Source organism: Pseudomonas zeae (assembly GCF_014268485.2).
GTDB lineage: Bacteria > Pseudomonadota > Gammaproteobacteria > Pseudomonadales > Pseudomonadaceae > Aquipseudomonas > Aquipseudomonas neuropathica.
Window position 1 is genome coordinate 1,974,947 of the sequence record NZ_CP077090.1, and the last position, 26,988, is coordinate 2,001,934.

At 58.5% G+C, this 26,988-nt stretch carries 10 protein-coding genes; 6 read left to right on the top strand and 4 right to left on the bottom strand.

Going from position 1 to position 26,988, the window contains the following annotated elements; genetic code table 11:
• The first annotated feature begins 12 nt into the window (after positions 1-12).
• Together HU754_RS08790 and HU754_RS08795 are read left to right on the top strand one after the other, a co-directional pair.
• The gene (locus HU754_RS08790; RefSeq protein WP_007956593.1) at positions 13-906 is read left to right on the top strand and encodes a LysR family transcriptional regulator; all 894 of its coding nucleotides are present in this window, start codon (positions 13-15) and stop codon (positions 904-906) included.
• Positions 907-911: 5 nt separating this feature from the next.
• Positions 912-1,508 carry a tRNA-uridine aminocarboxypropyltransferase gene (locus tag HU754_RS08795; protein WP_186622779.1) on the top strand — a complete coding sequence of 199 codons (597 nt, stop codon included), beginning with the start codon at positions 912-914 and terminating at the stop codon, positions 1,506-1,508.
• 121 nt (positions 1,509-1,629) lie between these two features.
• Here HU754_RS08795 and HU754_RS08800 read toward each other — a convergent pair whose 3' ends face one another.
• The 3 genes from HU754_RS08800 to HU754_RS08810 all read right to left on the bottom strand — a co-directional run bounded on the left by HU754_RS08800 (position 1,630) and on the right by HU754_RS08810 (position 6,687).
• Positions 1,630-2,991 (bottom strand): HlyD family type I secretion periplasmic adaptor subunit, encoded by a 1,362-nt coding sequence (locus tag HU754_RS08800; RefSeq protein WP_099758304.1) that lies wholly within the window; start codon positions 2,989-2,991, stop codon positions 1,630-1,632.
• Between the two features lie 10 nt (positions 2,992-3,001).
• Positions 3,002-5,161 (bottom strand): type I secretion system permease/ATPase, encoded by a 2,160-nt coding sequence (locus tag HU754_RS08805; RefSeq protein WP_093438012.1) that lies wholly within the window; start codon positions 5,159-5,161, stop codon positions 3,002-3,004.
• Positions 5,162-5,328: 167 nt separating this feature from the next.
• Entirely contained in the window at positions 5,329-6,687 is a 1,359-nt protein-coding gene (locus HU754_RS08810; protein ID WP_093438007.1) for a TolC family outer membrane protein, read from the bottom strand.
• 532 nt (positions 6,688-7,219) lie between these two features.
• On the opposite strand from HU754_RS08810, the gene HU754_RS08815 reads away from it, so the two are divergent.
• The 4 genes from HU754_RS08815 (at position 7,220) to HU754_RS08830 (ending at position 22,123) form a co-directional block, all read left to right on the top strand.
• On the top strand, positions 7,220-15,076 hold the full coding sequence (locus HU754_RS08815; protein WP_217827611.1) for a retention module-containing protein: 7,857 nt from the start codon (positions 7,220-7,222) through the stop codon (positions 15,074-15,076).
• Between the two features lie 567 nt (positions 15,077-15,643).
• Positions 15,644-17,563: a hypothetical protein gene (locus tag HU754_RS08820; RefSeq protein ID WP_186622789.1), complete on the top strand. Its 1,920-nt coding sequence runs from the start codon at positions 15,644-15,646 to the stop codon at positions 17,561-17,563.
• 150 nt (positions 17,564-17,713) lie between these two features.
• Complete coding sequence (locus tag HU754_RS08825) at positions 17,714-19,654, top strand: hypothetical protein (protein WP_189661452.1); 1,941 nt, start codon at positions 17,714-17,716, stop codon at positions 19,652-19,654.
• A 183-nt stretch (positions 19,655-19,837) separates the two neighbouring features.
• Positions 19,838-22,123 carry an autotransporter outer membrane beta-barrel domain-containing protein gene (locus HU754_RS08830; protein ID WP_186622791.1) on the top strand — a complete coding sequence of 762 codons (2,286 nt, stop codon included), beginning with the start codon at positions 19,838-19,840 and terminating at the stop codon, positions 22,121-22,123.
• A 203-nt stretch (positions 22,124-22,326) separates the two neighbouring features.
• Here HU754_RS08830 and HU754_RS29400 read toward each other — a convergent pair whose 3' ends face one another.
• Positions 22,327-26,862, bottom strand: a complete 4,536-nt coding sequence (locus HU754_RS29400; RefSeq protein ID WP_225919970.1) for an Ig-like domain-containing protein — start codon at positions 26,860-26,862, stop codon at positions 22,327-22,329.
• Positions 26,863-26,988: the final 126 nt, after the last annotated feature.

The following is a 26,988-nucleotide window of genomic DNA, read 5'->3' on the forward strand; positions in this document are numbered from 1 at the left end:
CCCGGAGCAGACATGGCCAACGCTTTACCCGACCTGAAACTGTTGCGCATCTTCGTCAGCGTCGTCCGTCATCAGGGTTTCGCCAACGCCCAGCAGGAACTCAACCTGTCGACCTCGGCGATCAGCACCTACATGAGCCAGCTCGAAGCCGCACTCGGCCTGGTGCTATGCCATCGCGGCCGCGGTGGGTTCAGCCTGACCAGCAAGGGTGAGCTGTTCCATCAGGAAACCCTGCGCCTGCTCGCCGAACTCGAAGGTTTCGAGCAATACGCCGCTGCGCTCAAGGGCGAATTGCGTGGCACGCTCAACCTCGGCGTCATCGACTCTACCGTCAGCGACAAGGCCCTGCCGTTCGCCGAAGCCATCGGCGCTTACAGTCAGGAACACCCGGCGGTGCATTTGCATTTGTCGGTGATGAGCCCGTACGAACTGCAACTCGGTGTGCAGGACAACCGTCTCGATCTGGCCATCGGTGCGTTTTCCACGCGCATGAGCGGTCTGGTCTACATGCCGCTGTACCGCGAGCAGCACTGGTTGTATTGCAGCAGCCGCCATCCGTTATTCAACGAGCGGCGGATTCCTGAGCAGGTCATCACTCAACAGCGCATGGTCGGACGCGGTTACTGGAGCCAGGCCGAGCTGGCCCGGCACGGCTTCAAACACAGCGCCGCCACCGTGGAAAGTATGGAAGCGCAGCTGATTCTGGTGCTGTCCGGCGCCTACATCGGTTACTTGCCGGAGCATTACGCTCAGGCTTGGGCCGACAAGGGTGACTTGCGTGTGTTGCTGCCGGCGACCTTCGGTTACCAGGCGCCGTTTTCGATGATCATGCGCCGCGGCCGCAGTCGCGAGCCGCTGATCCAGACCTTCCGTGATTTGCTTAAAGCACAGCTCAATCAGGCTTAAGAACGATGTCCAGACCTCAATGCCCGCGCTGCCTGCGCCCCCAAACCCATTGCCTTTGCCCGCTGATCCCGAGCCTCGACAGTCGCACGCGGGTGTTGCTGTTGCAGCATCCAAGTGAAGTTAATCATGCGTTGAATACCGCGCGGTTGGCGGCACTCGGGCTGAGCAATGCCGAGCTGATCGTCGGTGAGGTGTTCGAGGATTTGCCGACGCTGTTAAGCCGCCCGGGGTATCGGGCGCGGTTGTTGTTTCCGGCCGATGACGCGCAGCCGATGCAGGCTTACGGTGAGTCCGAGGAACCGTTGTTGCTGGTGGTGCCGGATGGCACCTGGCGCAAGGCGCGCAAGATGTTGCACCTCAATCCATTGCTGGCGGCGCTGCCCCGGGTGACGCTGGCCGAGGGCGGGGTGTCGCGGTATCGCTTGCGCAAGGCACCGGGACCAGGGGCGTTGTCGACGATTGAGGCGATTGTGCAGGCGTTGCAGACGCTGGAGGCGCCGGCTTCATTCGAGCCTTTGCTCAAGCCGTTCGAGGCGTTGATCGAGGGGCAGATTGCGGCGATGGGGGAGGAGACCTTCCAGCGTAATCATGGTGATAGATAGGCGTTGATTGTGCCGGCCTCTTCGCGAGCAAGCTCGCTCCCACAGGGGAACGCATTCCAAAATGTGGGAGCGAGCTTGCTCGCGAAGGCGCCAGATCAATCACCGCAAATCTTAACAATGACTAGCGCTCACGCATCGCCTCGGTCCGCGCTTTCAACACTGGCTTGAGCAGGTAATCCAGCACACTTTTCTCCCCGGTAATAATGTCCACCGTCGCCACCATCCCCGGAATAATCAGCAACGGTTTCACATCCCCGCCCAAATGGTTTTTATCGGTACGCACCTGAATCAGATAAAAGCTATTGCCCTTGTCATCGGTAATCGTGTCCGCACCGATCAGCTCCAGTTTGGCACTCAGTCCGCCGTAAATCGTGTAGTCGTAAGCGCTGAACTTGACCATGGCCTTCTGGCCCGGATGCAGGAACGCGACGTCCTGCGGCCGCACTTTGGCCTCGATCAACAGGTTGTCTTCCAACGGTACGATTTCAACCATGTCGCTGCCCGGCTGGACCACGCCGCCAATGGTGTTGACCTTCAATTGCTTGATCACCCCGTGCACCGGTGAGGTCACGGTGGTGCGGCTGACACGGTCGTCGATGGCGATGCTGGTGGCAGTGATTTTCGACAGGTCCGTACGTTTCTCGTTCAGCTCCTTGGCCGCCTCGGAACGGAAGGTCTGCTCGGATTCGTCGATCTTGCTGCGGATCTCGGCAATCGCCGATTCGGCGCGGGGAATCGCCAGCGTGGTGGCGTTCAGCGAACCACGGATTTCCACGGCGCTGCGTTTCAGCCGGAGGATTTCCACGGGTGACACCGCACCGGTTTTTACCAGCGGTTCAGACATGTTCATCTCTTGCTGCAACAGCGCCAGGCTGGAACTGAATTGGCCCTGTTTGGAACGAAACTCCGCCAGCTCCTGAGTCTTCTGCCGCAGCTGTTCGCTAAGCGTACGCTGTTCGCTGGCCAGTCGGCGCTGACGCTGGTCGTACAGTGAGCGTTCGTCTTCGGCGACTTGCGGTGCCTTGGCGATCACCTCATCGGAGAGCTTGAACGGCCGGCCCTCGGCCTCCGCCGACAGCCGCTCGACCTGCGCGGTCAACGCATAACGATCGGCCTCGCTCTCACCCTTGTTCGAGCGAAAGCGTGTGTCATCCAGGCGCAGCAACGTGTCGCCCTTGTTCACCATTTGCCCTTCGCGGACGAAAATCTCGGTGACGATCCCGCCTTCAAGGTTCTGGATCACCTGAACCTTGCTGGACGGGATCGCCTTGCCTTCGCCCATGGTCACTTCTTCGAGCACGGCGAATTTGGCCCAGACCACTGCGCTGATCAGCAGCGCTGCCGCCAGCCACACGGTGATTCGCGACCAGCGCGGCGAATCCTGTAACGAGGCACCGGCGGTTTCCGGCATGAATTCGGCTTCGGCGCTTTTGCCGAAACTGTCGAAGTAGCCGCGATCTTTGCTATCGGTGGAAGCAGACATGGGGCAACTCCTAAACCGCCGCCGAGCCGACACGGCCCTTGCGCAGTGCATCGATGACCGCTTCCTTCGGACCGTCGGCGACGACCCGGCCGTTGTCCAGCACCAGCAAGCGGTCCACCAGACTCAGCATTGAAGTGCGGTGGGTGACCAGCAGCAGTGTCTTGCCTTGCACCCAGCCGTGCAGCTTCTGCCGCAGTTGGTCTTCGCTGCTGTTGTCCATGGCACTGGTGGGTTCGTCGAGCAGCATGATCGGTGGATCGAGCAACAAGGATCGCGCGAGCAAAACGGCCTGACGTTGACCGCCGGAGAGCAATTGCCCGCGCTCGCCCACCGGCCGGTCGAAACCTTGCGGATGCTGGCGGGCAAGTTCGGTAACGCCGGTCAGTTCGGCGACTTCGAGCATCCGCGCATCGCTGATGTAACGTGCGCCGAGGGTCAGGTTGTCACGCAGGCTGCCGGCCAGCAGCGGCAGATCGTGAGCGACGTAGCCGATCTGCTGACGCAGGTCAGCAACATCGAGTTGGCGCAGGTCGAGGCCGTCGAGCAGCAGTTGGCCTTCCTCGGGTTCATAGAAACCCATGACCAAACGGGCCAAGGTACTTTTGCCCGAGCCGCTGCGGCCGATGATGCCGACCCGTTCACCGGGTTTCAGGCTGAACGAAACATTGCTCAGTGCCGGCGCATTCTGGCCGTTGTAATGAAAGGTCACGCCGCTGACGTCGAGTGCGCCTTGCAGTTGCGTGCGCTCCAGCGGCCGCTGCTTGCCGTCGCGTTCCTGCGGCAGGGCCATCAGCGCATCGGTGCTTTTCATGGTCAGTTGCGCTTGCTGATAGCGGGTGATCAACCCGGCAATCTGTCCCAGCGGCGCAAGCACGCGGCTGCCGAGCATGTAACTGGCAACCAGCGCACCGACGCTGAGGTTTCCAGCGATGATGCTGTAGACCCCGGCGACAATGGTCGCCATCCCCGAGAATTGTTGAATGAACAATGTGCCGTTAGTGGCCAGTGCCGACAGATTGCGTGCGTGGCTGTCGAGGCGGGTGAGGGCGCCGTGGGTGCTCTCCCATTTGTGCTGGCGCTCGCTTTCGGCGCTGCAAGCCTTGAGGGTTTCCAGGCCACCGAGGGTTTCGATCAGTACCGCCTGGCGTTCGGCACCGAGGCTCAGGCTCTTCTGCACGGTGTCGCGAAGGCGCACCTGAATGATCATCGCGAAGATGATGGTGATCGGAAACGCCAGCAGCGGAATCACCACCAGCCAGCCGCCGAGCAGGCCGATCACCACCAGCATCAGCACGACGAAGGGCAGGTCGATCAGGCTGGTCAGGGTCACCGCTGTGAGGAATTCGCGCAGGCCCTGGAAGTCATGAATGCTCTGGGCGAAACCACCGATGGTCGCCGGCCGGGCCTTCATCGACATGCCGGTGATGCGTTCAAATAAAGTCGCGGAAAGGATCACATCGGTTTTCTTGCCGGCGGTGTCGAGCAGGTGCGCGCGAACTACCCGCAGGACCAGTTCGAACCCGGTGCCGATCAGCAAACCGATCGACAGCACCCACAAGGTCGAGGTGGCCTGATTCGGCACCACGCGGTCGTAGGTCTGCATGACGAACAGCGGCACCATCAGGCCTAAAAGGTTGATCAGGAAACTGGCGAGAATCGCATCGCTGTAGAGCCATTTCGACAGCTTCAGGGTGTCGCGAAACCATGCATGTACCCTTGGCACCAGCGGCGAGCGCAGGTCTTCGAGTTCGTGGCGCGGACGGGCGAACAAGGCCTGGCCGCTGTAGTGCTCGCTGAGCTCTTCGCGGCTGATCCATTGCTCGCCGCCATCGGCTTCGCTGGGCAGGATCAGCGCTTTGCCGTCGTCGCTGAAGCGCCGCAGAACAGCGGTGCGACCGTCGTTGAGCAGCAGCAGAATCGGCAGATTCAGTGGTGAGATGTCTTTCAGTTCACGGCGCAAAATCCGCGCCTGCAACCCGGCCCGGGCTGCTGCGCGGGGCAGCAGGTCCAGACTCAGGCGTTGCTTGTTCAGGGGCAACCCGGCACTCAGGCTGGCGCGACTGACCGTCGCGCCATGCAGTTTGCAGAGGATCAACAGACCGTCGAGTAACGGATCATCGAAGCTCAGCCGCGGATCGATCCCGGTGTGGCCGGGTTCCATGCTGGTCATATTGATCGCTCCCCTGTTACCGCTTCATTGATCGTTCCCACGCTCTGCGTGGGAATGCCTCTAGGGACGCTCTGCGTCCAGTGACGCGGAGCGTCACGGGCTGCATTCCCACGCGGAGCGTGGGAACGATCAAAAGATCGCAGCCTTCGGCAGCTCCTACATGGGACTTACTTCAGTTCCGGCAGGCGCGCTTCGTTTTTCACTTCGGTCGCGGCGATCGCATCGGCCGGCAGCACCACCCGTTGTTTGCTCAGCAACTGGCCCATGTTCGCCAGCACGCGGTACATCGAATATTCCTCGGTGTAGCGGATTTCGGTGTAGCGACGGTTGGCGTTGTAAAGCTCGTTTTCACTGTCGAGCAAGTCGAGCAGGGTGCGTTGGCCCAGGCCGAACTGATCCTGATACGCGGCGCGTACGCGTTTGGTGGTTTCCGCGTATTCGCGTGCGGTCGGGGTCTGTTTCTTCGCGTTCTGCATGGCGTTCCAGGCCAGGCGAATGTTCTCGTTGAGTTGACGCAGGGCGTTGTTGCGGATGTCCATCGCCTGATTGATCTGGTGCGCATCGGAGGCCAGGCGCGCCTTATCGCTGCCGCCACGGAACAGGTTGTAGTTCATCACCACACCGACGCGCCATTCGTTGTCGTGGCCTTCATCGCCTTGCACATTGTTGTTCGCGCCGACGGCCGCTTCCGCGTCGAAGCGCGGGTAGAACGGCGACTTGGCGACTTCGTACTGGCTCTCGGCCGATTGCACGTCAGCCTGGGCGGACTTCAGATACGGGTTGTTGTCGACCATGCTCTGCTGGGCTTCACGCAATTCGGTCGGCAGTTCGCCACGGGTTGAGGCCGGGGTTTCCAGCTCATCGGGCATGCGCCCGACGACGCTGTAGAAGTTGGCTTCGGCGTCAGACAGATCGACTTCGGCGGTGTCGAGGTTGTTCTGCGCCAGCGCTTTACGCGCAACCGATTGATCGGAGTCGGCGGTGCTGCCGACACCCCGCTCGGTGCGCAGGCCAATCTGATCGTTGACCCGCAAGTGTGCCTGCAGGTTGTTGCGAGCCAGGGTCACCAGTTCACGACGCTTGAGCACTTCGAGGTAGACCTCGATGGTGCGCAGAGCCAGATCCTGGGCAGTGCCTTGCGCGTAGTACGCGCGCGAATTGGACACGCCTTTGGTGCGCTCGACTTCATTGGCGGTGTTGAAACCGTCGAACAGCATCTGCCGCAGGCGCAGTTCGGACTGGGTGTAATTGAGGATTTCGGTGTGGTGATTACCGAAGGCCCGGGTGTTGGTGTTGTCGCTGTAGCCGCGGCCATAGGCGGCGTTCAAATCGACGGACGGATAGAAACCGCCCTTGGCGACTTTGACTTGTTCATCAGCCGACAGGCGGGCGTCCACGCGCGAGGCCAGTTCCGGGTGAGTGGCGATGGTGCTTTGAATCGCTTCGGTGAGGTTCATGGCCTGAGCTTGAGAAGTGCAAGCCATGGCCAGCAAAACCGCGCTGCAGAGGGGGGTTAGAACGCGCATGGGTGCATCTCCCTGAGTCCTGATGGTGTGTTACTGTCGCCAAATATTTGACGATATTTTTAGGTGTAGGCGTTTCACTCTTGTAACAACAGAGCTAAGAACATCCTGAAGCGTAGCTAAGAAAAAATTTTCATAAGGCTTATGCCGAAAAAAACTTATGCGCTTTGTAAAAACCGGCACATTGTTCAGCATGAAAGCCTTTGTTTTATGCGCTTTAGGGAGCGCAAAAAGGCTTGAGGAAAGTTCCATTCACTTTGCGACATACGGCGAAGTACTGCTGAAGGGGAGGGACGCGTAGCGGCTGATGGGCGACAGATTTTTGTCACTCGAGTGATTCACCACCGTTACGTAGCGTTAGTAGGCGTATGGCTTTGATCAGGATCCGGAAGTGCTTGATAGCACTGATGTTTCCGGAATAAGCCACCTGCGAAACGAACTGTTGAAGGTGCGAGCGTCGCCTCCAACAACCCGATTGAGCCATGGGCTGCTTCGCTTACCAGTGCCGACGGTGGTCGGCAGCGGAGGATTTCACATGGCAACGCTCATCGGGATAGTCACCAAAGTCATTGGCCAGGTTTTCGCCCAGTCAGCCGACGGCACTAAACGCGCACTGGTTAAGGGGGATCGCCTGTTTGCCGGCGATCAACTGATCACCGGCGCAGAAGGCGCCGTCGCCGTTCATCTGCAAAACGGCCAGGAACTGACCCTGGGCCGTGACAGCAGCCTGACCATGACTGGCCAATTGCTGGCCGATCAAGCGGCGCACGTGAATGCGCCAGAGGCGGTGACCCCGAGCGAAGCGCAACTGACTGACGTTGAGCAAATCCAGAAAGCCATCGCCGCCGGTGATGACCCGAGCAAAAACGCCGAAGCCACTGCCGCCGGCCCGAATGCCCCGGGCGGGGCACCGGGTGAATTGGGCGGCGGCCACAGTTTTGTCTTGCTGACCGAAGTCGGCGGCCGGGTCGACCCGATCATCGGTTTCCCTACCGCCGGGTTCGGCGGTATTCCCGAATTCCCTGAAGAACGCCACAACGCGGTCGTCGACAATGGCACCCCGGCGCCCATCGTGCCGCCACCGGTCAACAACATCGTGACCCTCGCTGGCCTGGCCGTGCCGGGGGGCGAGTTGACCCTCAACGAAGCCAATCTGCCGGACGGCTCTGCCGCCAACCCTGGCGCACTGACCCAAAGTGGCAGCTTCACTGTCACGGCACCGGACGGTTTGACCAGCCTGAATGTCGGCGGCATCAACCTGATCAACGGCGGCGTAGCGGTCGGGTTCCCGCAATCGATCACCACGCAACTGGGCAACACCCTGACCATCACCGGTTACAACCCGGCGACGGGCGTGGTCAGTTACAGCTACACCCTCAACGGCAACGAAAGCCACGCGGCCGGCGATGGCGCGAACAACCTCAGCGAACAGTTCACGGTGATTGCCGGTGACAGTAATGGCGACACCGCGACCGGCACGCTCGACGTCAACATCACCGACGACGTGCCGAAAGCGTTCGATGACAGCAATGGTACGGCTTCAGAGACTCAACTGACGCTGACCGGCAATGTGCTGACCAACGACGTGCAAGGCGCCGACCGCGTACCGACCGGACCGGTCACCCCGGGCACGTTCACCGGCACTTACGACACCTTGGTACTCAACGCCAACGGCACCTACACCTACACGCTGAACACCAATGACGCCGACTTCAAAAACCTGCACGGTGGCGGTAATGGCACGGAAATCTTCGCCTACACCATCACCGATTCCGACGGGGATACCAGCACGGCGAATCTGGTGCTGCAGATCCACAACAACGACGATCCAGTGGTCATCAATGGCCTGAACGTCGAAGGCGGCGAGCTGACGGTCTACGAGAAAAATCTCACTGACGGCAGCGCACCGGATTCCACCGCGTTGACCCAAAGCGGCACGTTCACCATCACCGCACTCGATGGCGTCACGACGCTGACTGTCGGTGGCATTGCTGTCGTTACCAACGGTGTGGCCGCCGGTTTCCCGCAATCGGTCACTACGCCGCTGGGCAGCACGTTGACCATCACCGGTTTCAACGCTGCCACCGGCGTGGTCAGCTACAGCTACACCCTGGTCGACAACGAAGCGCACCCAACCGCCAACGGTGCGAACAATCTGCCAGAGCAGTTCGCCGTCACCGTGGTCGATGACAACGGCACCACCGCCAACGCCACCCTCGATGTGAACATCGTCGACGACTTGCCAAAAGCCGTGGATGACAGCAACGCCGGCACCGCGTCGGAAACCTTGCTGACTCTGACCGGCAATGTACTGACCAACGATGTGCAAGGCGCCGACCGCGTACCGACTGGGCCGGTAACCCCAGGCACTTTCACTGGGACTTACGGCACCTTGGTGCTGAATGCCAACGGCACGTACACCTACACGCTGAACACCAACGATGCCGATTTCAAAAACCTGCACGGTGGCGGTAATGGCACGGAAACCTTCGCCTACACCATCACCGATTCGGACGGTGATACCAGCACGGCGAATCTTGTTCTGCAGATCCACAACAACGACGATCCAGTAGTCATCAGCGGCCTCGACGTGAATGGCGGCGAACTCACCGTTTACGAGAAAAATCTCACTGACGGCAGCGCCCCGGATTCCACCGCGTTGACCCAAAGCGGCACGTTCACCATCACTGCGCTGGACGGCGTCACGACGCTGACTGTCGGTGGCATCGCCGTCGTCACCAACGGTGTAGCCGCAGGTTTCCCGCAATCGGTCACGACGCCATTAGGCAGCACATTGACCATCACCGGTTTCAACGCCATCACCGGCGTGGTCAGCTACAGCTACACCCTGGTCGACAACGAAGCCCACCCAACCGCCAACGGTGCGAACAATCTGCCTGAGCAGTTCGCCGTTACCGTAGTCGATGACAACGGCACCACGGCCAACGCCACCCTCGATGTGAACATCGTCGACGACTTGCCAAAAGCCGTGGATGACAGCAACACCGGAACTGCATCGGAAACCTTGCTGACCCTGACCGGCAATGTTCTGACCAACGACGTGCAAGGCGCCGACCGCGTACCGACTGGGCCGGTAACCCCAGGCACTTTCACCGGGACTTACGGCACCTTGGTGCTGAACGCCAACGGCACTTACACCTACACCCTCAACACCAACGACGCCGACTTCAAAAACCTGCACGGCGGTGGCAATGGCACGGAAACCTTCGCCTACACCATCACCGATTCGGATGGTGATACCAGCACTGCCAATCTGGTGCTGAACATCCACAACAACGACGATCAGGTCTACCTCAACGGCCTCGACGTCAACGGCGGCGAACTCACCGTCTACGAGAAAAACCTCAGTGACGGCACCAGCCCCGACACTCCGGCGCTGACCCAGAGCGGCACCTTCACCGTCACCGCCCTCGACGGTCTGCAAACCCTGACTGTGAGCGGCATCAACGTGGTCACCGGTGGCGTAGCCGCAGGCTTCCCGCAATCGATCGTCACGCCGCTCGGCAGCACGTTGACCATCACCGGTTACAACCCGGCGACCGGCGTGGTCAGTTACAGCTACACGTTGGTCGACAACGAAACCCATCCGAACGCCAATGGCGCCAACAGCATCACCGAGAACTTCAACGTCGTCGCCACCGACACCGATGGCAGCACGGCCAGCGGCCAGATCAACGTCAATATCGTCGATGATTTGCCCAGCGCCCATCCTGACGCCGCTTCGGTGGCGGAGGGCGGCACGGTCAGCGGTAATGTGTTGAACAATGACATCGGCGGCGCCGACGGCCCGGCGGTGACTGGTGCAGTGGTCGGCGTGCGTGCAGGCGCCGACACCTCGACTTCGGCCATCGGCGGCCTCAACAGCAACATCAACGGCACCTACGGCTACCTGACCCTGGACGCCAACGGCAACGCGGTCTACCACAGCAATCCGAATGCGGTGAACGGGCCGGGCGCAATGGATGTGTTCACCTACACCGTGCGCGATTCCGACGGTGATGAAAGCACCACCACCATCACCATCGATGTCGCCAACAGCAAACTGTGCGCGACCAGCGACACCGACGTCTCCGTCTACGAGAAAGCACTGGACCTGACCAAGGACGGCGCGGATCTGGCTCCCGGGACAGTCACTGGCAGCGACCCGACCAGCACCGGCGAAACTGCGTCCGGCACCCTGGTCGGCGCGGTCACCGGCGCCGTCGGCGCGATCAGCTACGCGCTGGTTGGCAGTGCCACCGGCAACTACGGGCAGATCGTCCTCAACCCCAACGGTACTTACACCTACACCCTGACCTCACCGGCGAGCACCACGCCGCATGCCGACGACGGCGCCAACACCCTGAGCGAAACCTTTACCTATCAGGCCACCGATTCGCTGGGCAACGTTGTCACCAGCACCATCGTTGTCAGCATCGTCGATGACGTGCCCAAGGCGATGAACGATAGCAACGCCAACAGCGCCTCGGAAACGCAACTGACCCTGACCGGCAATGTCCTGACCAACGATGTGCAAGGCGCCGATGTGGTCGCGACCGGACCGAATGCCGGGCCGATCACCGCCGGCACGTTCACCGGCACTTACGGCACGCTGGTGCTCAACGCCAACGGCACGTACACCTACACGCTGAACCCCAACGATGCCGACTTCAAAAACCTGCACGGCGGCGGCAACGGTACTGAAACCTTCACCTACACCCTGACCGATGCCGACGGCGACACCAGCACCGCCAACCTGGTGCTGAACATCCACAACAACGACGATCCGGTGGTGCTCAACGGCCTCGACGTCAACGGCGGCGAGCTCACCGTCTTCGAGAAAAACCTCAGCGACGGCACCAGCCCCGACACGCCGGCACTGACCCAGAGCGGCACCTTTACCGTCACGGCGCTCGATGGTCTGCAGACCCTCACCGTCGGCGGCATTGCCGTGGTCACCAATGGCGTTGCCGCAGGTTTCCCGCAATCCGTCGTCTCGCCGCTGGGCAGCACCTTCACCGTCACCGGTTACAACCCAGCCACTGGCGTGGTCAGTTACAGCTACACCCTGGTCGACAACGAAACCCATCCGACCGGCAACGGTGCCAACAGTCTCACCGAAAACTTCAACGTGGTGGCCACCGACACCGATGGCAGCACCGCCAGCGGCCAGATTAACGTCAACATCATCGATGACCTGCCGACCGCCAAACCCGACACCGGCTCGGTGGCGGAGGGTGGTACGGTCAACATCAGCGTGTTGGGCAATGACATCAGCGGCGCCGATGGCGCAGCCACTGTGGTCGGCGTGCGCGCCGGCAGCAACACCGGCACTTCGGCCATCGGCGGCCTCAACAGCAACATCAACGGCAACTTCGGTTACCTGACCCTCGATGCGGCGGGCAACGCCGTCTATCACAGCAACCCGAATTCGGTGAGCCCACCGGGCGCCACCGACACTTTCACCTACACCATTCGCGACAGCGACGGCGATGAAAGCACCACAACCATCACCGTCAACGTTGCCGACAGCAAGCTGGTGGCCTCGGTCGATCAGGACGTAACGGTCTATGAAAAAGCCCTCGACCTGACCAAGGACGGCCAGGATCTGGCCGCCGGTACGGTCACCGGCAGCGATCCGACCAACACCGGTGAAACCGCGACTGGCACGCTGGTCGGCGCCGTCACCGGCGGCACCGGCGCGATCACCTACACCTTGGTCGGCAGCGCCACCGGCAGCTATGGGCAGATCCAGCTCAACGCCGACGGCACCTACACCTACACGCTGACCTCGGCGCCGAAAACCACGCCGAGCGCCAACGACGGGGCGAACACCCTCAGCGAAAGTTTCACCTACAAAGCCACCGATGCACTGGGCAACAGCACCACCAGCACCCTTGTGGTGAACATCGTCGATGACGTGCCAAAAGCGGTGGCGTCGGATCGTTCGGTGGCGGCGGTGGAGATCGACTCCAACATCCTTATCGTCCTCGACATCTCTGGCAGTATGGCCGACGCCTCCGGCGTACCGGGCCTGTCGCGGCTGGCGCTGGCCAAGCAGGCCATCAGTGCCTTGCTCGACAAGTACGATGACCTCGGTGATGTCAAAGTCCAGCTCGTCACTTTCAGCAGCAACGCCACCGACCGGACGACGGTGTGGGTCGATGTGGCCACCGCCAAGACCCTGCTGGCCGGCCTCACCGCTGGCGGCGGCACCAACTACGACGCTGCCGTGGCGACCATGTACAACGCGTTCAACACCTCGGGCAAACTCACAGGGGCGCAGAACGTCGGCTACTTTTTCTCCGACGGCAAACCCAACGAGGGCGATATCGGCACCGCCGATGAAGCAACGTTGAAAGCCTTCCTCGATGCCAACAACATCAAGAACTACGCGATTGGCCTGGGCAGCGGCGTGAGTAACGCCAACCTTGATCCGCTGGCGTACGACGGCATCACCCACACCAACACCAACGCGGTGGTGGTTACCGATCTCAATCAGCTCAACTCGGTGCTGTCCGGCACCGTAGAAGGCGCGCCAGTCACCGGTTCATTGCTGGGCGAGGGCGGTACCTTCGGCGCCGATGGCGGCTTCATCAAATCCATCGTCGTTGACGGCACCACTTACACCTACGATCCGAAGGCTCTCAGCGGCCAAGGCTCGTTGACCGCCACCGGTGGCGTCAACCATGGCACCTTCAACACCGTAAACAACACGTTGAGCATCGCCACCAACAACAGCGGCACGCTGGTGATCAACCTCGACACCGGCGACTACAGCTACACCTCGCAGAAAACCACGGCGGTGGTGATTACCGAGAACATCGGCTTCACCCTCAGCGACAACGACGGCGACCTCGCCAGCTCGACGCTGACCGTGAAAGTGATCCCCAACGCGCCACCCGTGGCGGTGGACGATCACGTCATCACCAACGTGTTGTCGAGCAACATCGTGGTGCCGGGCGAGTTGCTGCTGGCCAACGACACCGACCCGAATGGCGATACGCTCAACGCCACACCGACCACCTTCAATACTGGTTGGATAGCGAAGGGCGCGGACTTCACCGGCACCGGTGCGATCACGTTCAACGGCAACAGCAATACTGCCGCCAACCAGACCCTGGCCGATGTGCGCAATGCCTTCGCCGCCAACAGCGCAGCGATGACTGCGGTGCTGGTGATCAGCGGCTACCTCGGCGCGGTGACCAACGCCAATGCCAACGATGAAGACCTGATCACGGTCAAACTGAAACAGGGCGAAACGCTGAACCTGGATCACAACCTGGCGGCCGGGCACGTCACCCTGGAGTATTCGCTCAACGGTGGCGCGTTTGTCGCGATTGCCGATGGCGGCACCATCACCGCCAGCGCCGATGGCACCTACCAGATCCACGTCACCAACATCAGCAATACCAGTGGCGGTAACCCGAATGCGGCGGAAAACTACCAACTGACCATGACAGTCAATTACGCCGGGGCCCACGATCTCACCCCGGACTTCCACGGCAGCTACACCGCCAACGACAACCACGGCGGCAGCGACACGGCCAACGTGACCATCAGCTATCAGGACGGCCACACCCTCACCGGCACCTCGGGGGATGACGTGCTGGTAGCCGGCACCGGCGACAACATCCTCAACGCGGGCGACGGCAACGATGTGCTCACCGCCGGTTCCGGCAACAACGAACTGCACGGCGGCGCCGGCAACGACTTGCTCTACAGCGGCCCGGGCAATGATCTGCTCGACGGCGGTACCGGCATCGACACCGCCAGCTACGCCCACGCCACCGCCGGGGTGACGGTCAACCTCGGTCTGCTCGGTGCGCAAAACACCGTCGGCGCGGGGACGGACACCCTGACCGGCATCGAAAACCTCGTCGGCTCGAACTTCAATGACACCCTGACCGGCGACAACAATAACAACGTGATCAACGGTGGCCTGGGTAACGACATCCTCAACGGTGGTGGCGGTGATGACCTGCTGATCGGCGGCATGGGCAACAACACCATGACCGGTGGCGCAGGGGCCGACACCTTCCAGTGGCTCAAGGGCAACAGCGGCCATGACCTGATCACCGACTTCACCCCCGGCACCGACAAGCTCGACCTGTCGCAACTGCTGCAAGGCGAAAACGGCACCACCGCCTCACTGGATGACTACCTGCACTTCACCGTCACCGGCAGCGGCGCCTCGCTGCTTACCAGCATCGACGTCAGCGCCATGGCCGGCGCCACGCCGAACCAGACGATTGATCTGGCCGGCGTCAATCTGGCCAGCCATTACGGCGTGACGCCGGGAGCGGGCGGGGTAGTGGCTGGCGGGCACGACACGGCGACGATCATCAGCGGGATGCTGAATGATCATTCGTTGAAGGTGGATACCGTTTGATGAGGGGCTGAAATGACAAAACCCGCCGTCCCGATTGATGAGGGCGGCGGGTTTTGTCTGTCTGAAGCAGTTACCCCAGTCGCAGCCTTCGGCAGCTCCTACAGGGGCACGGTGACTATTTACGGTTCTGCATTACAGCGGCAACTCCAGATTATCCAGCAGCCGATTCACCGCCCACCACCGCGACAGGATTTCAGGTAATGCCTGAGCACGTGCAGCACGCTGATACGCCGTGATGTTCGGCGGACGGTCAATTCCGATCGCTGATTCGTCAGCGACCGACCCACAATGGAACCCGCCCCAACGCGCACAAGCGCCGGATTCTGGCGTAGCTGTAGGCGATGGCGCCAGGTCATGTAGCTCGACTCGTCGTCGCACTTTTCTGATAAACGCACAGGTTTAAGCCTCTAGCGTTCAAACACTGATTCCGACGAGCGGTAGCAATACCTGTAACTTCTGACAGTAGGCAGGACCCTCCCAACATCGTTAAATCAATCACAGCAAGGCCACAGACAACTTGGTCATTTGTGCATGTTCTGCTTGGTTTGATGCGAGGGAGTTCGTTCAATGACACGCTCTGAACACAGGGTTGATGACCTGCTTGAGATGCCAGGCGTACCTGCCATCCTCAAGGACGAAGACGGGAACGAGAGTCCTGAAGGGCTGCTGCCGCGTAGCGCTTTGGCTGAAAATCTGACGGTCATCATCCCCGATTGGAGCGCTCCCTTTGAAGACCCCATTCCCTTCATTATTATTGTCAGTTGGGCAGAACAAGGTGGCGAGTTCACAGAGGTCTACCGTGAACATTTTGACGACCCCGGAGAGAAGACCCTGGTTGTGCCGCGGGAAAGGTTGAAGCTCGATCACGGCACTTATTCTCTGTCGTACAACGTCAGCTACGGCGGCAACCCTCTGTACTCCCATTCCAAACGAGTCACGGTCGACAGATCTCCGCCGAACGACAATCAGGAACCCGATCGTCTGATCATGCTGGATGTTACAGGGGAAATCACTGACGACTACCTCTCCCGGTATGGCGAAGTCCGGTTCCAGGTACCGCTGTATGTAGACGTCAAAGCCAGGGATCGTGCGATCTATTATTGGACAGACGACCCGGCTCCACCGGATTCGGAAATCGAAATTCGTGAGCAAGCGTTCAGCCAGCAAGACATCGATCAGAAGCGTCTTATCATCACGATGTATGAGGCAGATATTCGTGGACGTGGTCCCGGGCAACGCTACGTTTACTACCGGCTCCGTGACTGGGCGGGAAATCGCGGGCCGCGCTCAACGCTTTTGGCGGTTTTTGTCAACTTGAATCCGGCTCCGGGCATTCTCAAACCGCCGAGAGTGCCGTTGTCAGCGCGTGGCCTGATTGACCGTCAACATGCCCGTGAAGGCGCGGTGAACCAGCGGGCTGTCACTGTCGAAATTGATACGTATGAGAACCCGGATCCTTCCGACAAGGTCCTGATTCAGTGGAACGGGCATGATCTGGCCCCGCTTGACGTCAATCTCGGCAAGTTTCCGCAAGTCGCTACCGTCCCATGGCCGACCTTGATGGCAGATGGGCCAGGACCATTGGACGTTCGAGTGAGCTACCGCATTCTGCGTGGCGGCACACCGACCTTGCCATCTGCCGAAACGCGGGTGCTGGTGAATCTGTCAGTCGCCGGGCAGGATCATGCCAACGCTCCGGCATTGTTGAATTCCACATTGGCCAGGCTGGAAGTCTATGGCGCCAGATCGAAACAACTGAACAAGCTGTTAACCGAGGATTTCGGCGAGCCGGCCGAGGCATATCTGCCTCTGTATGACTCTCCGATGCCCGGTGAAAAACTCTTCCTCCATTGGGGCGCAATCGGCACACCTGTCGCCGAGTACAAGGTTGAAACCGGTGACGTCGCCGGTAAGCCGATCAAGTTCGTCATCCCTTGGGAGACCATTGAACAGGACAAAGTAAATCCCTCGCTGCTGACTTGGTACACCACCAGTAATGGCGTGAATCTGCAGCAGGCTGATGTGACAGCCGTTGAAGTGGCGATCATCGTGATCGAGAACATGCCGGAACCGACGTTTCCCGACGCCAACCGTAATGGAATACTTGACTGCTGCGCCAAACCCAGGTTGTGGGAGGGCGTCTGGGTACATATCAACGGCAATGCAGCGTTTGATAAAGACGATATCGTCGATTTGTCTTGGCAGGGATGTTCCGGTCTGAATGGAACCGATCCGATTGATGGAACGTACGACACATTCGAGACAAAACTCACTGCCAGTCAGGCTAGTGAAGGTTTTGATGTGCATGTCAGTGATTACGAGCGTCTGATTTCGCCCATGGTAAATAATGGCTCGGCGTTGTGTCGTTATCACCTGAAAAAAGCCAACGGTGGCATCGGTAATTCAAAAGAGGAATTTGTCATTATCAATCGAACGTTGCCGAGTGGTGAAGTTTGTGGTCCGAGTAACGAACTTTGTGAAGAGTAGTTTGTAGAAGTGCTGTCGCTGTATTGATCGAGGTTGGTTTCAGGTTCTATTTAAATTCTGTTTGACCCATGCAGTCATTGTGTAAGAGCTCTGGCAAGGCGGCTGTTTGCCCTGTGCCAGTCAATCAAGTTGCTGAGAGGATGACAAAAGATGACAAGTTTTCACTCGTTGACACCGGCGCAGAACCGCGAACGTTTCTTTGGTGTACGATTTCGCAGTCCAAAAGCTGCAGCATTACCACCGAAACTTCATCCGGATAATCCGTTGCTGGATGATGAAACGGATGATAGTCCCAACCAACTGCATTCAAGCTTTCAAGGCTTTCCTCTGAAGGTGCAGATCCCGCGATTTGCCGAGGCGGATGATCCAAACACTGTTCAAGGATTCCTTGAACTAGTGTGGGACGGGACTAGCATACGTTCTACTCGATTACCTTTCACTACACCCGTTGATTCAGCAATTACCGAATTTGACCTTGTTTTGCCTCAAGGCTACACATCGGCCTCAGGACCTCATGAGTTGAGTTACGATTTGAACTTTGGTGGTAATCCATCTGAGGTAACACCGCTTGAAATCAATATTGATACAACAGCACCGGTAGCTTTCGGCAAGGCGACTGTTCCTCCCGAGGTGGAAAGAGATGGTATTACAAAACAATACCTCGATGATAACGGTTTTGTATTGATCACCATTCCAAACTATGGGAGTAAAAAGCTCGGCGACTTCGTTGAGTGCTATTTTGGCTCGAGTTTGCCAACCCCGACGCTGGTCGGCGAGTTGACCATAACGGACGTCACAGATCCGATCACGTTTCAATTGACTCCCGCGCTGGTCGGTACCGAGGAAGGTTTAAGATCCATTTTCTATTACCTCAGCGACCGTAAGGGCAACCGCAATACACCACAATATTACACCGAACTGAATGTCACTCTGACCGACCCACCCGCAGGGCTTGTGGAACCCAGCATTCCGCTCTTTGATGACGACGCAACACCAAAGCTGGTGGATCTGGCCGATGCTCAGGCCCCATTGGGGGTCGGTATTCTGGCTGAGTACACAAACTACCTGGCTGATATCGACGAACTGGAAGTGACATTTGACGGTATTGTGCAACCTGCGCAGAAAATCAATACTTTTCCATTCTATGTGAACATTCCTTACCGGGATGTATTCAACGGCAACCTGGATGTAAAAAAGGTCGCCGTCAGTTATCGGATCAAACGCCATAACTTGCGCTACCCATTGGGAACAGCCGCGCCTGCAAAAGATGTGGATGTCGATCTGCGCCGGCCAGGAGATGGCGACGGTGGAGAAAACCCGGATCCTAATCTGGCTCTGGTTACTGTGCAAGGTAAGGGTGGTAATGCCCCGAACATTCTGACGGATGCCGACGCGATTGGTAATGTCGATGTAACTGTAGCTGTCTTTGCTGGTGTTAAAGATGGAGACATTATTACGTTGATATGGAAAGGGGACGAACTCACGGCGGCACAAGGTGGTGTTATTGAACTTGATGGGACAGAAACCGGGAACTTGACGTTCGATGTAGAATGGGATGCCGTGGACGCGGGTGGCAACGGTAAACCGCTGCCAGTCACTTATAAAATTACCAACCCTGATATCAATGATAATGAAGTCCACTCACTGCCTCGAAATGTCGATGTGAATATTCGGCCCGGTGTTGTTCCTGAAATCAAGTTTCAACATCTTTATCCGGAGTTCATAGACTGGTTCAACTGTCTCTCCCTGCGATCAGATCCGGTACTGGTCAAATGTGCAGAAGTGCTGATTTCTCCTGGTGAACCGCAGTTGGCCGGTCAAACACTGGAATTTATCTATCAGGGTTATATCGATTCGGCAGGTACTAATAAAAAACCTGGTACTGACGAGAAGGTCACATATACGCCAACGTTACAGGAAGCGAATGCCGGGTTCATCGTGAAAATTCCCTATCAGAAAATTTTGGCAACGGAGAGTGCGTGGGGCGATATAACTTATACGGCAATGATTGACGGACGCCCGGTGCCAGCTCAGCGACACCTTGTCAGGGTGCACATGAAAAAGGGTGATGGATCAGTGTGTGATATCTGATCTTTGAAGTCAGGGAGGCATTAAATGCCTCCCTTTTTCTTATAAGGATTACCAGACGTTAGGACTTTTCTAATATGTATTAAAGACTTTTCCTACATTTTTCAGGGAGTAGATAACGTTAATGTACGCCCGCAAACGCTACGGAGCTGCTTTGGCCTGTAATTATTTTGAGGTGAATCAATCATGAAAATGTTGGATGTATCACACGTTCGCGTTATTCCAGCAGGCAGGTCCGGAGTAATGCTTTGCCTACCGGCTGTTTTTTTTTTCGCGGGTTTTGCACATTCGGCAACTATTGTCGATAACACCACGCTGGATATCGATTCATCGGTTGCGTCTACCGACTATCTGGTGCGCAACAGTGGCGTATTGAACGCTTCCGGGGCCAATACCCGATCGATCACGGCGCGGTCCGGTTCGTCGTTAAATCTCAACGGGGCCAGCATCGTTGGTAACGACGGGGGGGATGGCGTAACAGTGACCAGCAGTCAGGCAACCATCGATCAAACGACCGTGACCAGTGATGAAATCGGGCTAGCGGTCAACCGCTCCAGTGTCGCGGCGGGTGGATCTACGGTGACGGTGTCCAATAGCCAGATCAGTGGACAGCTTATCGGGTCGCAGGTCACTGGGCTGAGCTCGCTGTCATTGAGTAATACGCAAATCGTGGGCGCGGCCAGCAATGGCATTGGTGTGAATTTACTGGGTGGTGAGGTCAGTGCTTCTGCGGGTACGACCATCACTGGTCAGGCGACAGGTGTGCGGATGGTCAATGACGCCGTCAATGTTGGCAGTCGTACCTTGTCGCTGGATAACTCAACGGTGCAGGGTGTCAGCGGTTCTGCGATTCTGGTGGATAGCGGTACTCAGGCCACGATAGGCATCTCCAACGGTTCCAGCCTTCTCGCTGGCAACGACAGATTACTGGATGTTCAAGGCTCATCGACCGCCAGTATGACCGTTGCCAACAGCACCCTGAATGGCAACATCAGCGTCGCGGACAATAGCACGGCCAATCTCATTTTCAACCAGGGGATAATAACGGGGGATGTTCTGGTTGATGGCAGCTCTACCGCCACGGTCACGCTGGACAACCTCTCGCAATTCACCGGGCGCCTGGACAACGTCGACAGCGTGAACGTCAACAGCAACTCCAACTGGACACTCACCGGCAACGATTCGATCGGTGCACTGGGCATGAACGGTGGCACCGTCACCTTTGGCGCCCAGGACGCTCCCGGTACGTATTACACGCTCAATGTCGGCTCGCTTTCCGGAAGCGGGACATTTGCGATGAAGGGCGATTTCGCCAGCGGTGAGCGTGATTTTCTCAATGTGCAGGGCGCTTCGGCAGGGAACTTCGCGCTGGCGGTTGCGGCCTCTGGCCTAGACGCCGCTTCGCCGCAAGCGTTGACGCTGGTGCGTACCGGCACCCTCGACGGTGCAAATTTTGCCTTGGCTGGCGATCAGCGGGTGGATGTCGGCACCTGGTCTTACGGTTTGTCCAGTCGGGAAATCGAGGGGGGAGCGAAGGAGTGGTTTCTCGACCCGACCACCGAAGTCATCAGCCCCGGCGCGCGCTCGGTACTGGCCTTGTTCAATACCGCACCGACTGTCTGGTATGGCGAGTTGTCATCGTTACGCAGCCGCATGGGTGAGCTGCGTTTGAACGGCGGGCAGGGTTTCTGGATCCGCACCAACGCCACCAAGCACAACGTCGCCGATGGATCGGGTGTCGGCTATCAGCAGACGCAACAGGGGTTGTCCCTTGGCGCCGATGCCCGGGTGGGCGAAAGCCAGGTGCTGGTCGGGGTCCTTGCCGGCACGAGCGAGTCCAATCTGGATCTGAATCGCGGGACCTCGGGTACGGTGAAAAGCTACTACGTCGGCCCCTATGTCACCTGGCTCGACAGTGACACCGGTTACTACTTCGACGGCGTGCTCAAGTTCAACCGCTTTCGCAACGAGTCCAAGGTCAACCTGAGTGACGGCAGCCGCACCAAGGGCGACTACGACAACTGGGGGGTGGGCGGTTCTGCCGAGTTCGGTCGGCATATCAAACTGGCCAACGACTATTTCGTCGAACCGTTCGCGCAACTGGCGGCCGTGCAGATCCAGGGCAAACACTACACGCTGAACAACGATATGGACGCCGACGGCGATCGCATGCGCTCACTGCTTGGCAAGGCCGGGGCCACGTTCGGGCGCAACTTCGGTTTTGCTAACGGCGCTGTCGCTCAGCCTTATGTGCGCGCGGCGATTGCTCATGAGTTCGCTTCGAACAACGAAGTGAAGGTCAACAACAACGTGTTCAACAACGACTTGTCAGGTTCCCGGGCGGAATTTGGTGCGGGGGTGGCGGTGGCCCTGTCGGAGAAGTGGCAGGTGCATCTCGACCTGGATTATTCCAATGGGGAGCATATCGAGCAGCCGTTTGGGGTGAATGTGGGGGGGCGGTACAGCTTTTAACTACTGTCTGGTACAAGGAAGGTGTCTCGTAATCAGCGAGATACCTTAACGGCCGCTGTTCTGTCGATGAGCAGCGGCCTTGTCATTTCTGTTAGTGGGTTTTGCCTGATGCCGAAGTCATCAGCTGTCCCGCCCCAGCGACACGAGTGCTAGTGGAACCGCTGATACTCCTCGATCAGGCGTTCACCCTCGTCAACCATTGTTCAAGGGGTGATGCCCACTCCGGGCACTACATTCAGGTTCATAATCGCTTTTTCTTCCCCTGTAACCAGATTTCTACAGTGATAGAACGGGTTGGGGTTGGGCCAATAAAGGATCGACTCGTTAGACCAGTAGAATGAATTCCCCAATGGCCAACGATTGCCAAAAGCACTGCTTATTGCCCGTAACTCGCCCATTGAAGGCAACCTCAGACCTCGACTTTTTGCCTCATCACCTACCCTGGACAACCAGTTTGCGCTTAATCCATAACATTGCGTCACCCCTGTTACCGACACCGAATAGCTTTTCCCTTGTCCCGCCTGATCCCTTACCGAAATCGTTGCACTGCCGTTACTTCGCGCAGTGACGAGTCCACTTTGCGAATCCACGGCAGCCACGTTGCCATTACTGGTGCTGTAAGTGTAGTGAGGTTGGCCACCACTCGCCTCGTGCTGCACCGAAGTGCCTGGGCCGAAGGCCGGCAATACAGAACTCCCCGGAATGATATAAATCCTGCCGCTCAAGGTTACCGGGTTGGTATTGAAGTTCAGCGGCGGTATCACCGGCAGTACCGTAAAAGTACGAAGTGGCTGAGACTCCTGGCCGGTGCTGACAGCTTTAACCTTTAAGGAATGACCACCCACACCCACCGCCAATGTGGTATTCCATGTGTCGTCAACCGCTCTCACCGTATGCTTTGGATTGTTGTTGTCGTAGACCTGGACTTCACGGTTGGGCGTAACTTTGCCACGCAAGGTGACCGAGGTCCTTTTGGTTGTTCCGCCGTTAACGATTTCAATGAGGCCATCATGCACAGACGTCAGCGTCGGCTCGATGTGGGCGGCGACGTTGAAGTTTCTCGCCGGGCTCTCCACCGGAATCGCGTCATATATGGCCTTGGCCGTCAGGCTGTGAGAGCGGATGGCCAGACCGGTGACAGACGTTGTCCATTGTTTATCGGCATTGACGTTGACTGGTGTACCGACGGGCGCACCATTGTCGTACATCTGGATCTGCTCACGCGGGGTGGCTTCGCCTTTGACGGTCACCGTGGTGTCATAGGTCGTTTGATTCGGTCCCACCGTGCCGACCGAGTCGGTGACCGTGGTAATCGTCGGTGAAATAAAGGCTGCAACTGTAAAGACCCGGGGAGGACTGGACTCCGGGTCGCTGCCGTAATCGCCTCGCGCGGTCAGGCGGTAAGTGCTCAGATTCAGGCTGCTGAAAACATATCGCCAGTCTCCGCTGGCGTTGACATCCACGGTATCGACTCTAGCACCGGCATTGAGCAGGATGATTTTTTCGTTTGGACTGGCCTTGCCTGTCAGAGTGACGCTCCGGTAGTAGGTCGTACCGTTGGCGGCGACCTCACCGCGCAGGTCGCTCACCAAGGAGATCGTCGGCTCGACTGCTTGTGCCACGACGAAATCCCGTGGTGGACTGGTCGCAGGATCAATCTCGTACAGCGCCTCGGCAGTGAGGCTGTAGGTGCGAACTTTCAGATCGTTGAGGCGGTGGTTCCAGTCACCCTTATCGTCGACGTCAAGGGTAATGAGCGGCTGTTTGTTCTCCAGCAATTTGATCTGCAGGTTTGGCGTCGCGCTGCCGGCCACCAGCACACTGTTGTCATAGGTGGTTGTTCCATGGGCAACGTCCCCCCGTGAATCGCTGACCGCAAGAATTTCCGGGGTCTCTGCGAATTTCACGGTGAATGTTCGCGGATCGCTGGACACCGGGTCGGCGTCATAAAGGGCCTTGGCGCTGATGCGGTAAGACTTCTCGGTCAACGGGCCGATCTCTCGCCGCCAGGTGCTGTCGGCGTCCACCAGTGCCGTGCCCATCGATGTCGTTGGCCCATCGAACAGCTCGACCGTTTCGCCGCGTGTGGCGGTGCCGGTGACGGTGACTTTTTCGTCGCGGGTTTTGCCGTCCTCTTCCACTTCGCCCCGTGAGTCCGTCACCCCGGTGATGGCCGGTTGCACGTAGTCGTAGCGGGTTCTGATGGTCAGGGGCAACTGTGGAAATACGCAGGCAGTGTCCTCTTTTTCACTGCCATCGAATGCCACTTTGCAGATCACGTTGGCGGATGTGGAGTGGCCCAGTTTCATCAGCTCGCTTCTGCGCAAGGTTTCGTTGAGGCCGTTGCTGACTTGGGTGGGGGTTATTTCCAGCCCGGTGATTAGCGGGATCGTCAGGGGCGCGCCTGAAGTGGTTTGTCCTGCCAGGTAGAACCACAGGCGCTGTTTCAGGGCAATGTAGGGCCAGATAGCAAGAACAGCTTTGGCATCGCCGCTGAATGTCATCAGATCCAGAACGTTGTTCTGTGCTTGGGGTACTTGCGGGTGGGGCAGTTCGTTTTCAGGGTCCTGGAAGTCTGAAACATACAAGTCGAGCATTTGCGAGGGCGTTGTGAGGGTATAGCGGGTTACGTAGTAATCAACCAACACTCTTTTCGCAATATTGGCGCCAACCACTGAAGCCGGTAAATGGAATTGCGCGGTGCCTGTGGGACTGCCTGGCAGTTCCAGGTCGTCGGAGGTACCCGCGCCGGGCGTCCCTGACCATTTCAGACGGATCATATCCTGGTCAGGTTTCATGCTGGCGTAGCTGACGTTGACGTCTACCCCGTTCAAACCATCCTTCGGGTTGAGGATCTTGTCGGGCGCCTGGACCACCTCTGGCGGTGGCAACTCACCGACCAGTTCTCCTATCAGCAAGACGAGTGTGGCGGAGTGCTCATACTGTTTGTTCGAAGCCCGCAACACCGAGTAGCGCACTTTCACATACTGGCCAATGTTGGGCGTCACGAATTCAGCGTCCACCGGAAAACGCACAGGTTGACCTTCAGTCACGGTGGTAATGGGCAACCAGTCACTGGTGCTGGCGAAGGGATTGGGACTGCGCCAGTAATAGGTAAGAACATCCCCCTGCAAGGTCTTCGCCTCGCTGATCCACACATGCACCCTCTCGAACACCTTGGACGGATCCAGCACATCCCCCGGCGGATCGGCCTCTTCCACTTCGGGGGCCGGCAGCGTCGCGCGGACCTTCCCGACCTTGGCCAGCAACCGCTCGGATTCCCTGATGTCGAGGAGGCCAGGTGCATCGTTCGCGACCACATAAGAAAGGTCGAGCGTGCCGTTATCAAGCACACTGATGTGCTGGGAGTCGATGTAGACCGTGACCAGGCCTTCCCTGGCTTCGTTGTCGCTGACGATATGCGAGACTTCATGCAGATAGTCATCGCCATTGGACTTGATGCCAGACCATCTCAGGCAGATCAGGTCGCCATTTTTCATCGCATAGCGCACGTCGACCGTGGCGTAGAGCTCGTCCGGTTCGAGGGTGTCGCCGAGCAGTTCGCGGATGCTCGGCTCGGGGAGCATGTTGACGTCGCCTTCTACCCTGGCAAGAGCGCGCCTGGAAGAGATCGGGTCGCCACCGTCCTTTTTGTAGAGAATATAAGACGCATCGGCGCGCCCTTGCGCGATGGCCCTGATCAACTCATAGGGCACTTCGATTTCCAGCACCGAAGGGACGTTATCGATGTCGCGGGTTTCGCTGCAGATGAGCGGTTCAGCGTTATCCGGCGGTGAGCCGATGAAGGTCATTTTCACGCTGTCGCCCACAGCGAAGTATTGACTGCTGACATGGATCTGAATCTTGACTGGCTGCTTGTTCAAATCCCTTATAGTAATGACGCCGTTGAGGGCTTCCCTGATGATCGGCGCCTCCAGTCGCCAGCCACCCGCATCCACGTCGATGTAGGTGCGTTTGGAGTGGCGGTCGGCCCAATTCCAGACTTCGTCATTGATGTCGTATTTGATTTCCCGTCTGAGACCGTCGCCGGCGCCGAGAATGGCGTCCTGATCCATGAGGATTTCGATCGGCTGCTGGCCTTCGGCTTGCTCCTGAGTGATGCGGTGCGCAGGAAGCCGGTATTCGCCCAGCTGTAAACGGACCTTGTCGTTGCGTGTGCAATACACATAATGAGGGATGGTGGCCAGTACACCTTTTTTGGCCCATTCTGCGTCTATCACGCCCTGATCGACCAGCTCGGGCGGCAGTTGCACGATGTTCAGCCGTGAATGGCCGTCGGGATTTTGCGGCTCCCTGTCAAAGTCACCCGGCTTGTAAAGCTTGACCCATATCCGCAAGGCCACCGAGGGCGGCTCGGCTTCGGTCTCGCCTTTGCGGGTCAGCACATAGTGGCAGTTTTCAAGCCACCCCGACTCGACAGGCGTCGGCAGATAAAAGAACACCCGCTGGTTGACTTCGTCGGCCTCGACGAATCGCTCGCGCACTCTCGTGCCATTGCAATAAATCTCGAGTTTGTCACCCTCGCTCATGGTAGGCAGATAAGGATTGATGACGCACAGCACGCCGTCGGGGTCATCGGTGGCGACCTTGATGCTGATCCCTCCATCGCCATCTTGCACCGGTTCGACCGCCCCCGGAATCAGCAGGGGACGCAGCACCGCCAGTGGGGTGTTGCCTTCCGGAAGGGGAGGGAAGCGGAAACGCTTTTGAGAAGGCATCAGGCAAGTCCTCTTGAAGAGAATTCAGGCGTTTTTTGATGACGACCGGTGCAGTCTCACTCAGTGGGAATCAGCGGTGATTCCGGCTTGAGGTAGTTGACGAACACAGGAAGGCACTCCAGTTGG

What these genes read in the sequence shown, in the direction of transcription:
- HU754_RS08820 (WP_186622789.1), top strand. Translation starts at nt 15,644, where the DNA reads ATGACACGCTCTGAACACAGGGTTGATGACCTGCTTGAGATGCCAGGC.
- HU754_RS08800 (WP_099758304.1), bottom strand. Translation starts at nt 2,991, where the DNA reads ATGTCTGCTTCCACCGATAGCAAAGATCGCGGCTACTTCGACAGTTTC.
- HU754_RS08825 (WP_189661452.1), top strand. Translation starts at nt 17,714, where the DNA reads ATGACAAGTTTTCACTCGTTGACACCGGCGCAGAACCGCGAACGTTTC.
- HU754_RS08795 (WP_186622779.1), top strand. Translation starts at nt 912, where the DNA reads ATGTCCAGACCTCAATGCCCGCGCTGCCTGCGCCCCCAAACCCATTGC.
- HU754_RS29400 (WP_225919970.1), bottom strand. Translation starts at nt 26,862, where the DNA reads ATGCCTTCTCAAAAGCGTTTCCGCTTCCCTCCCCTTCCGGAAGGCAAC.
- HU754_RS08815 (WP_217827611.1), top strand. Translation starts at nt 7,220, where the DNA reads ATGGCAACGCTCATCGGGATAGTCACCAAAGTCATTGGCCAGGTTTTC.
- HU754_RS08790 (WP_007956593.1), top strand. Translation starts at nt 13, where the DNA reads ATGGCCAACGCTTTACCCGACCTGAAACTGTTGCGCATCTTCGTCAGC.
- HU754_RS08810 (WP_093438007.1), bottom strand. Translation starts at nt 6,687, where the DNA reads ATGCGCGTTCTAACCCCCCTCTGCAGCGCGGTTTTGCTGGCCATGGCT.
- HU754_RS08805 (WP_093438012.1), bottom strand. Translation starts at nt 5,161, where the DNA reads ATGACCAGCATGGAACCCGGCCACACCGGGATCGATCCGCGGCTGAGC.
- HU754_RS08830 (WP_186622791.1), top strand. Translation starts at nt 19,838, where the DNA reads ATGAAAATGTTGGATGTATCACACGTTCGCGTTATTCCAGCAGGCAGG.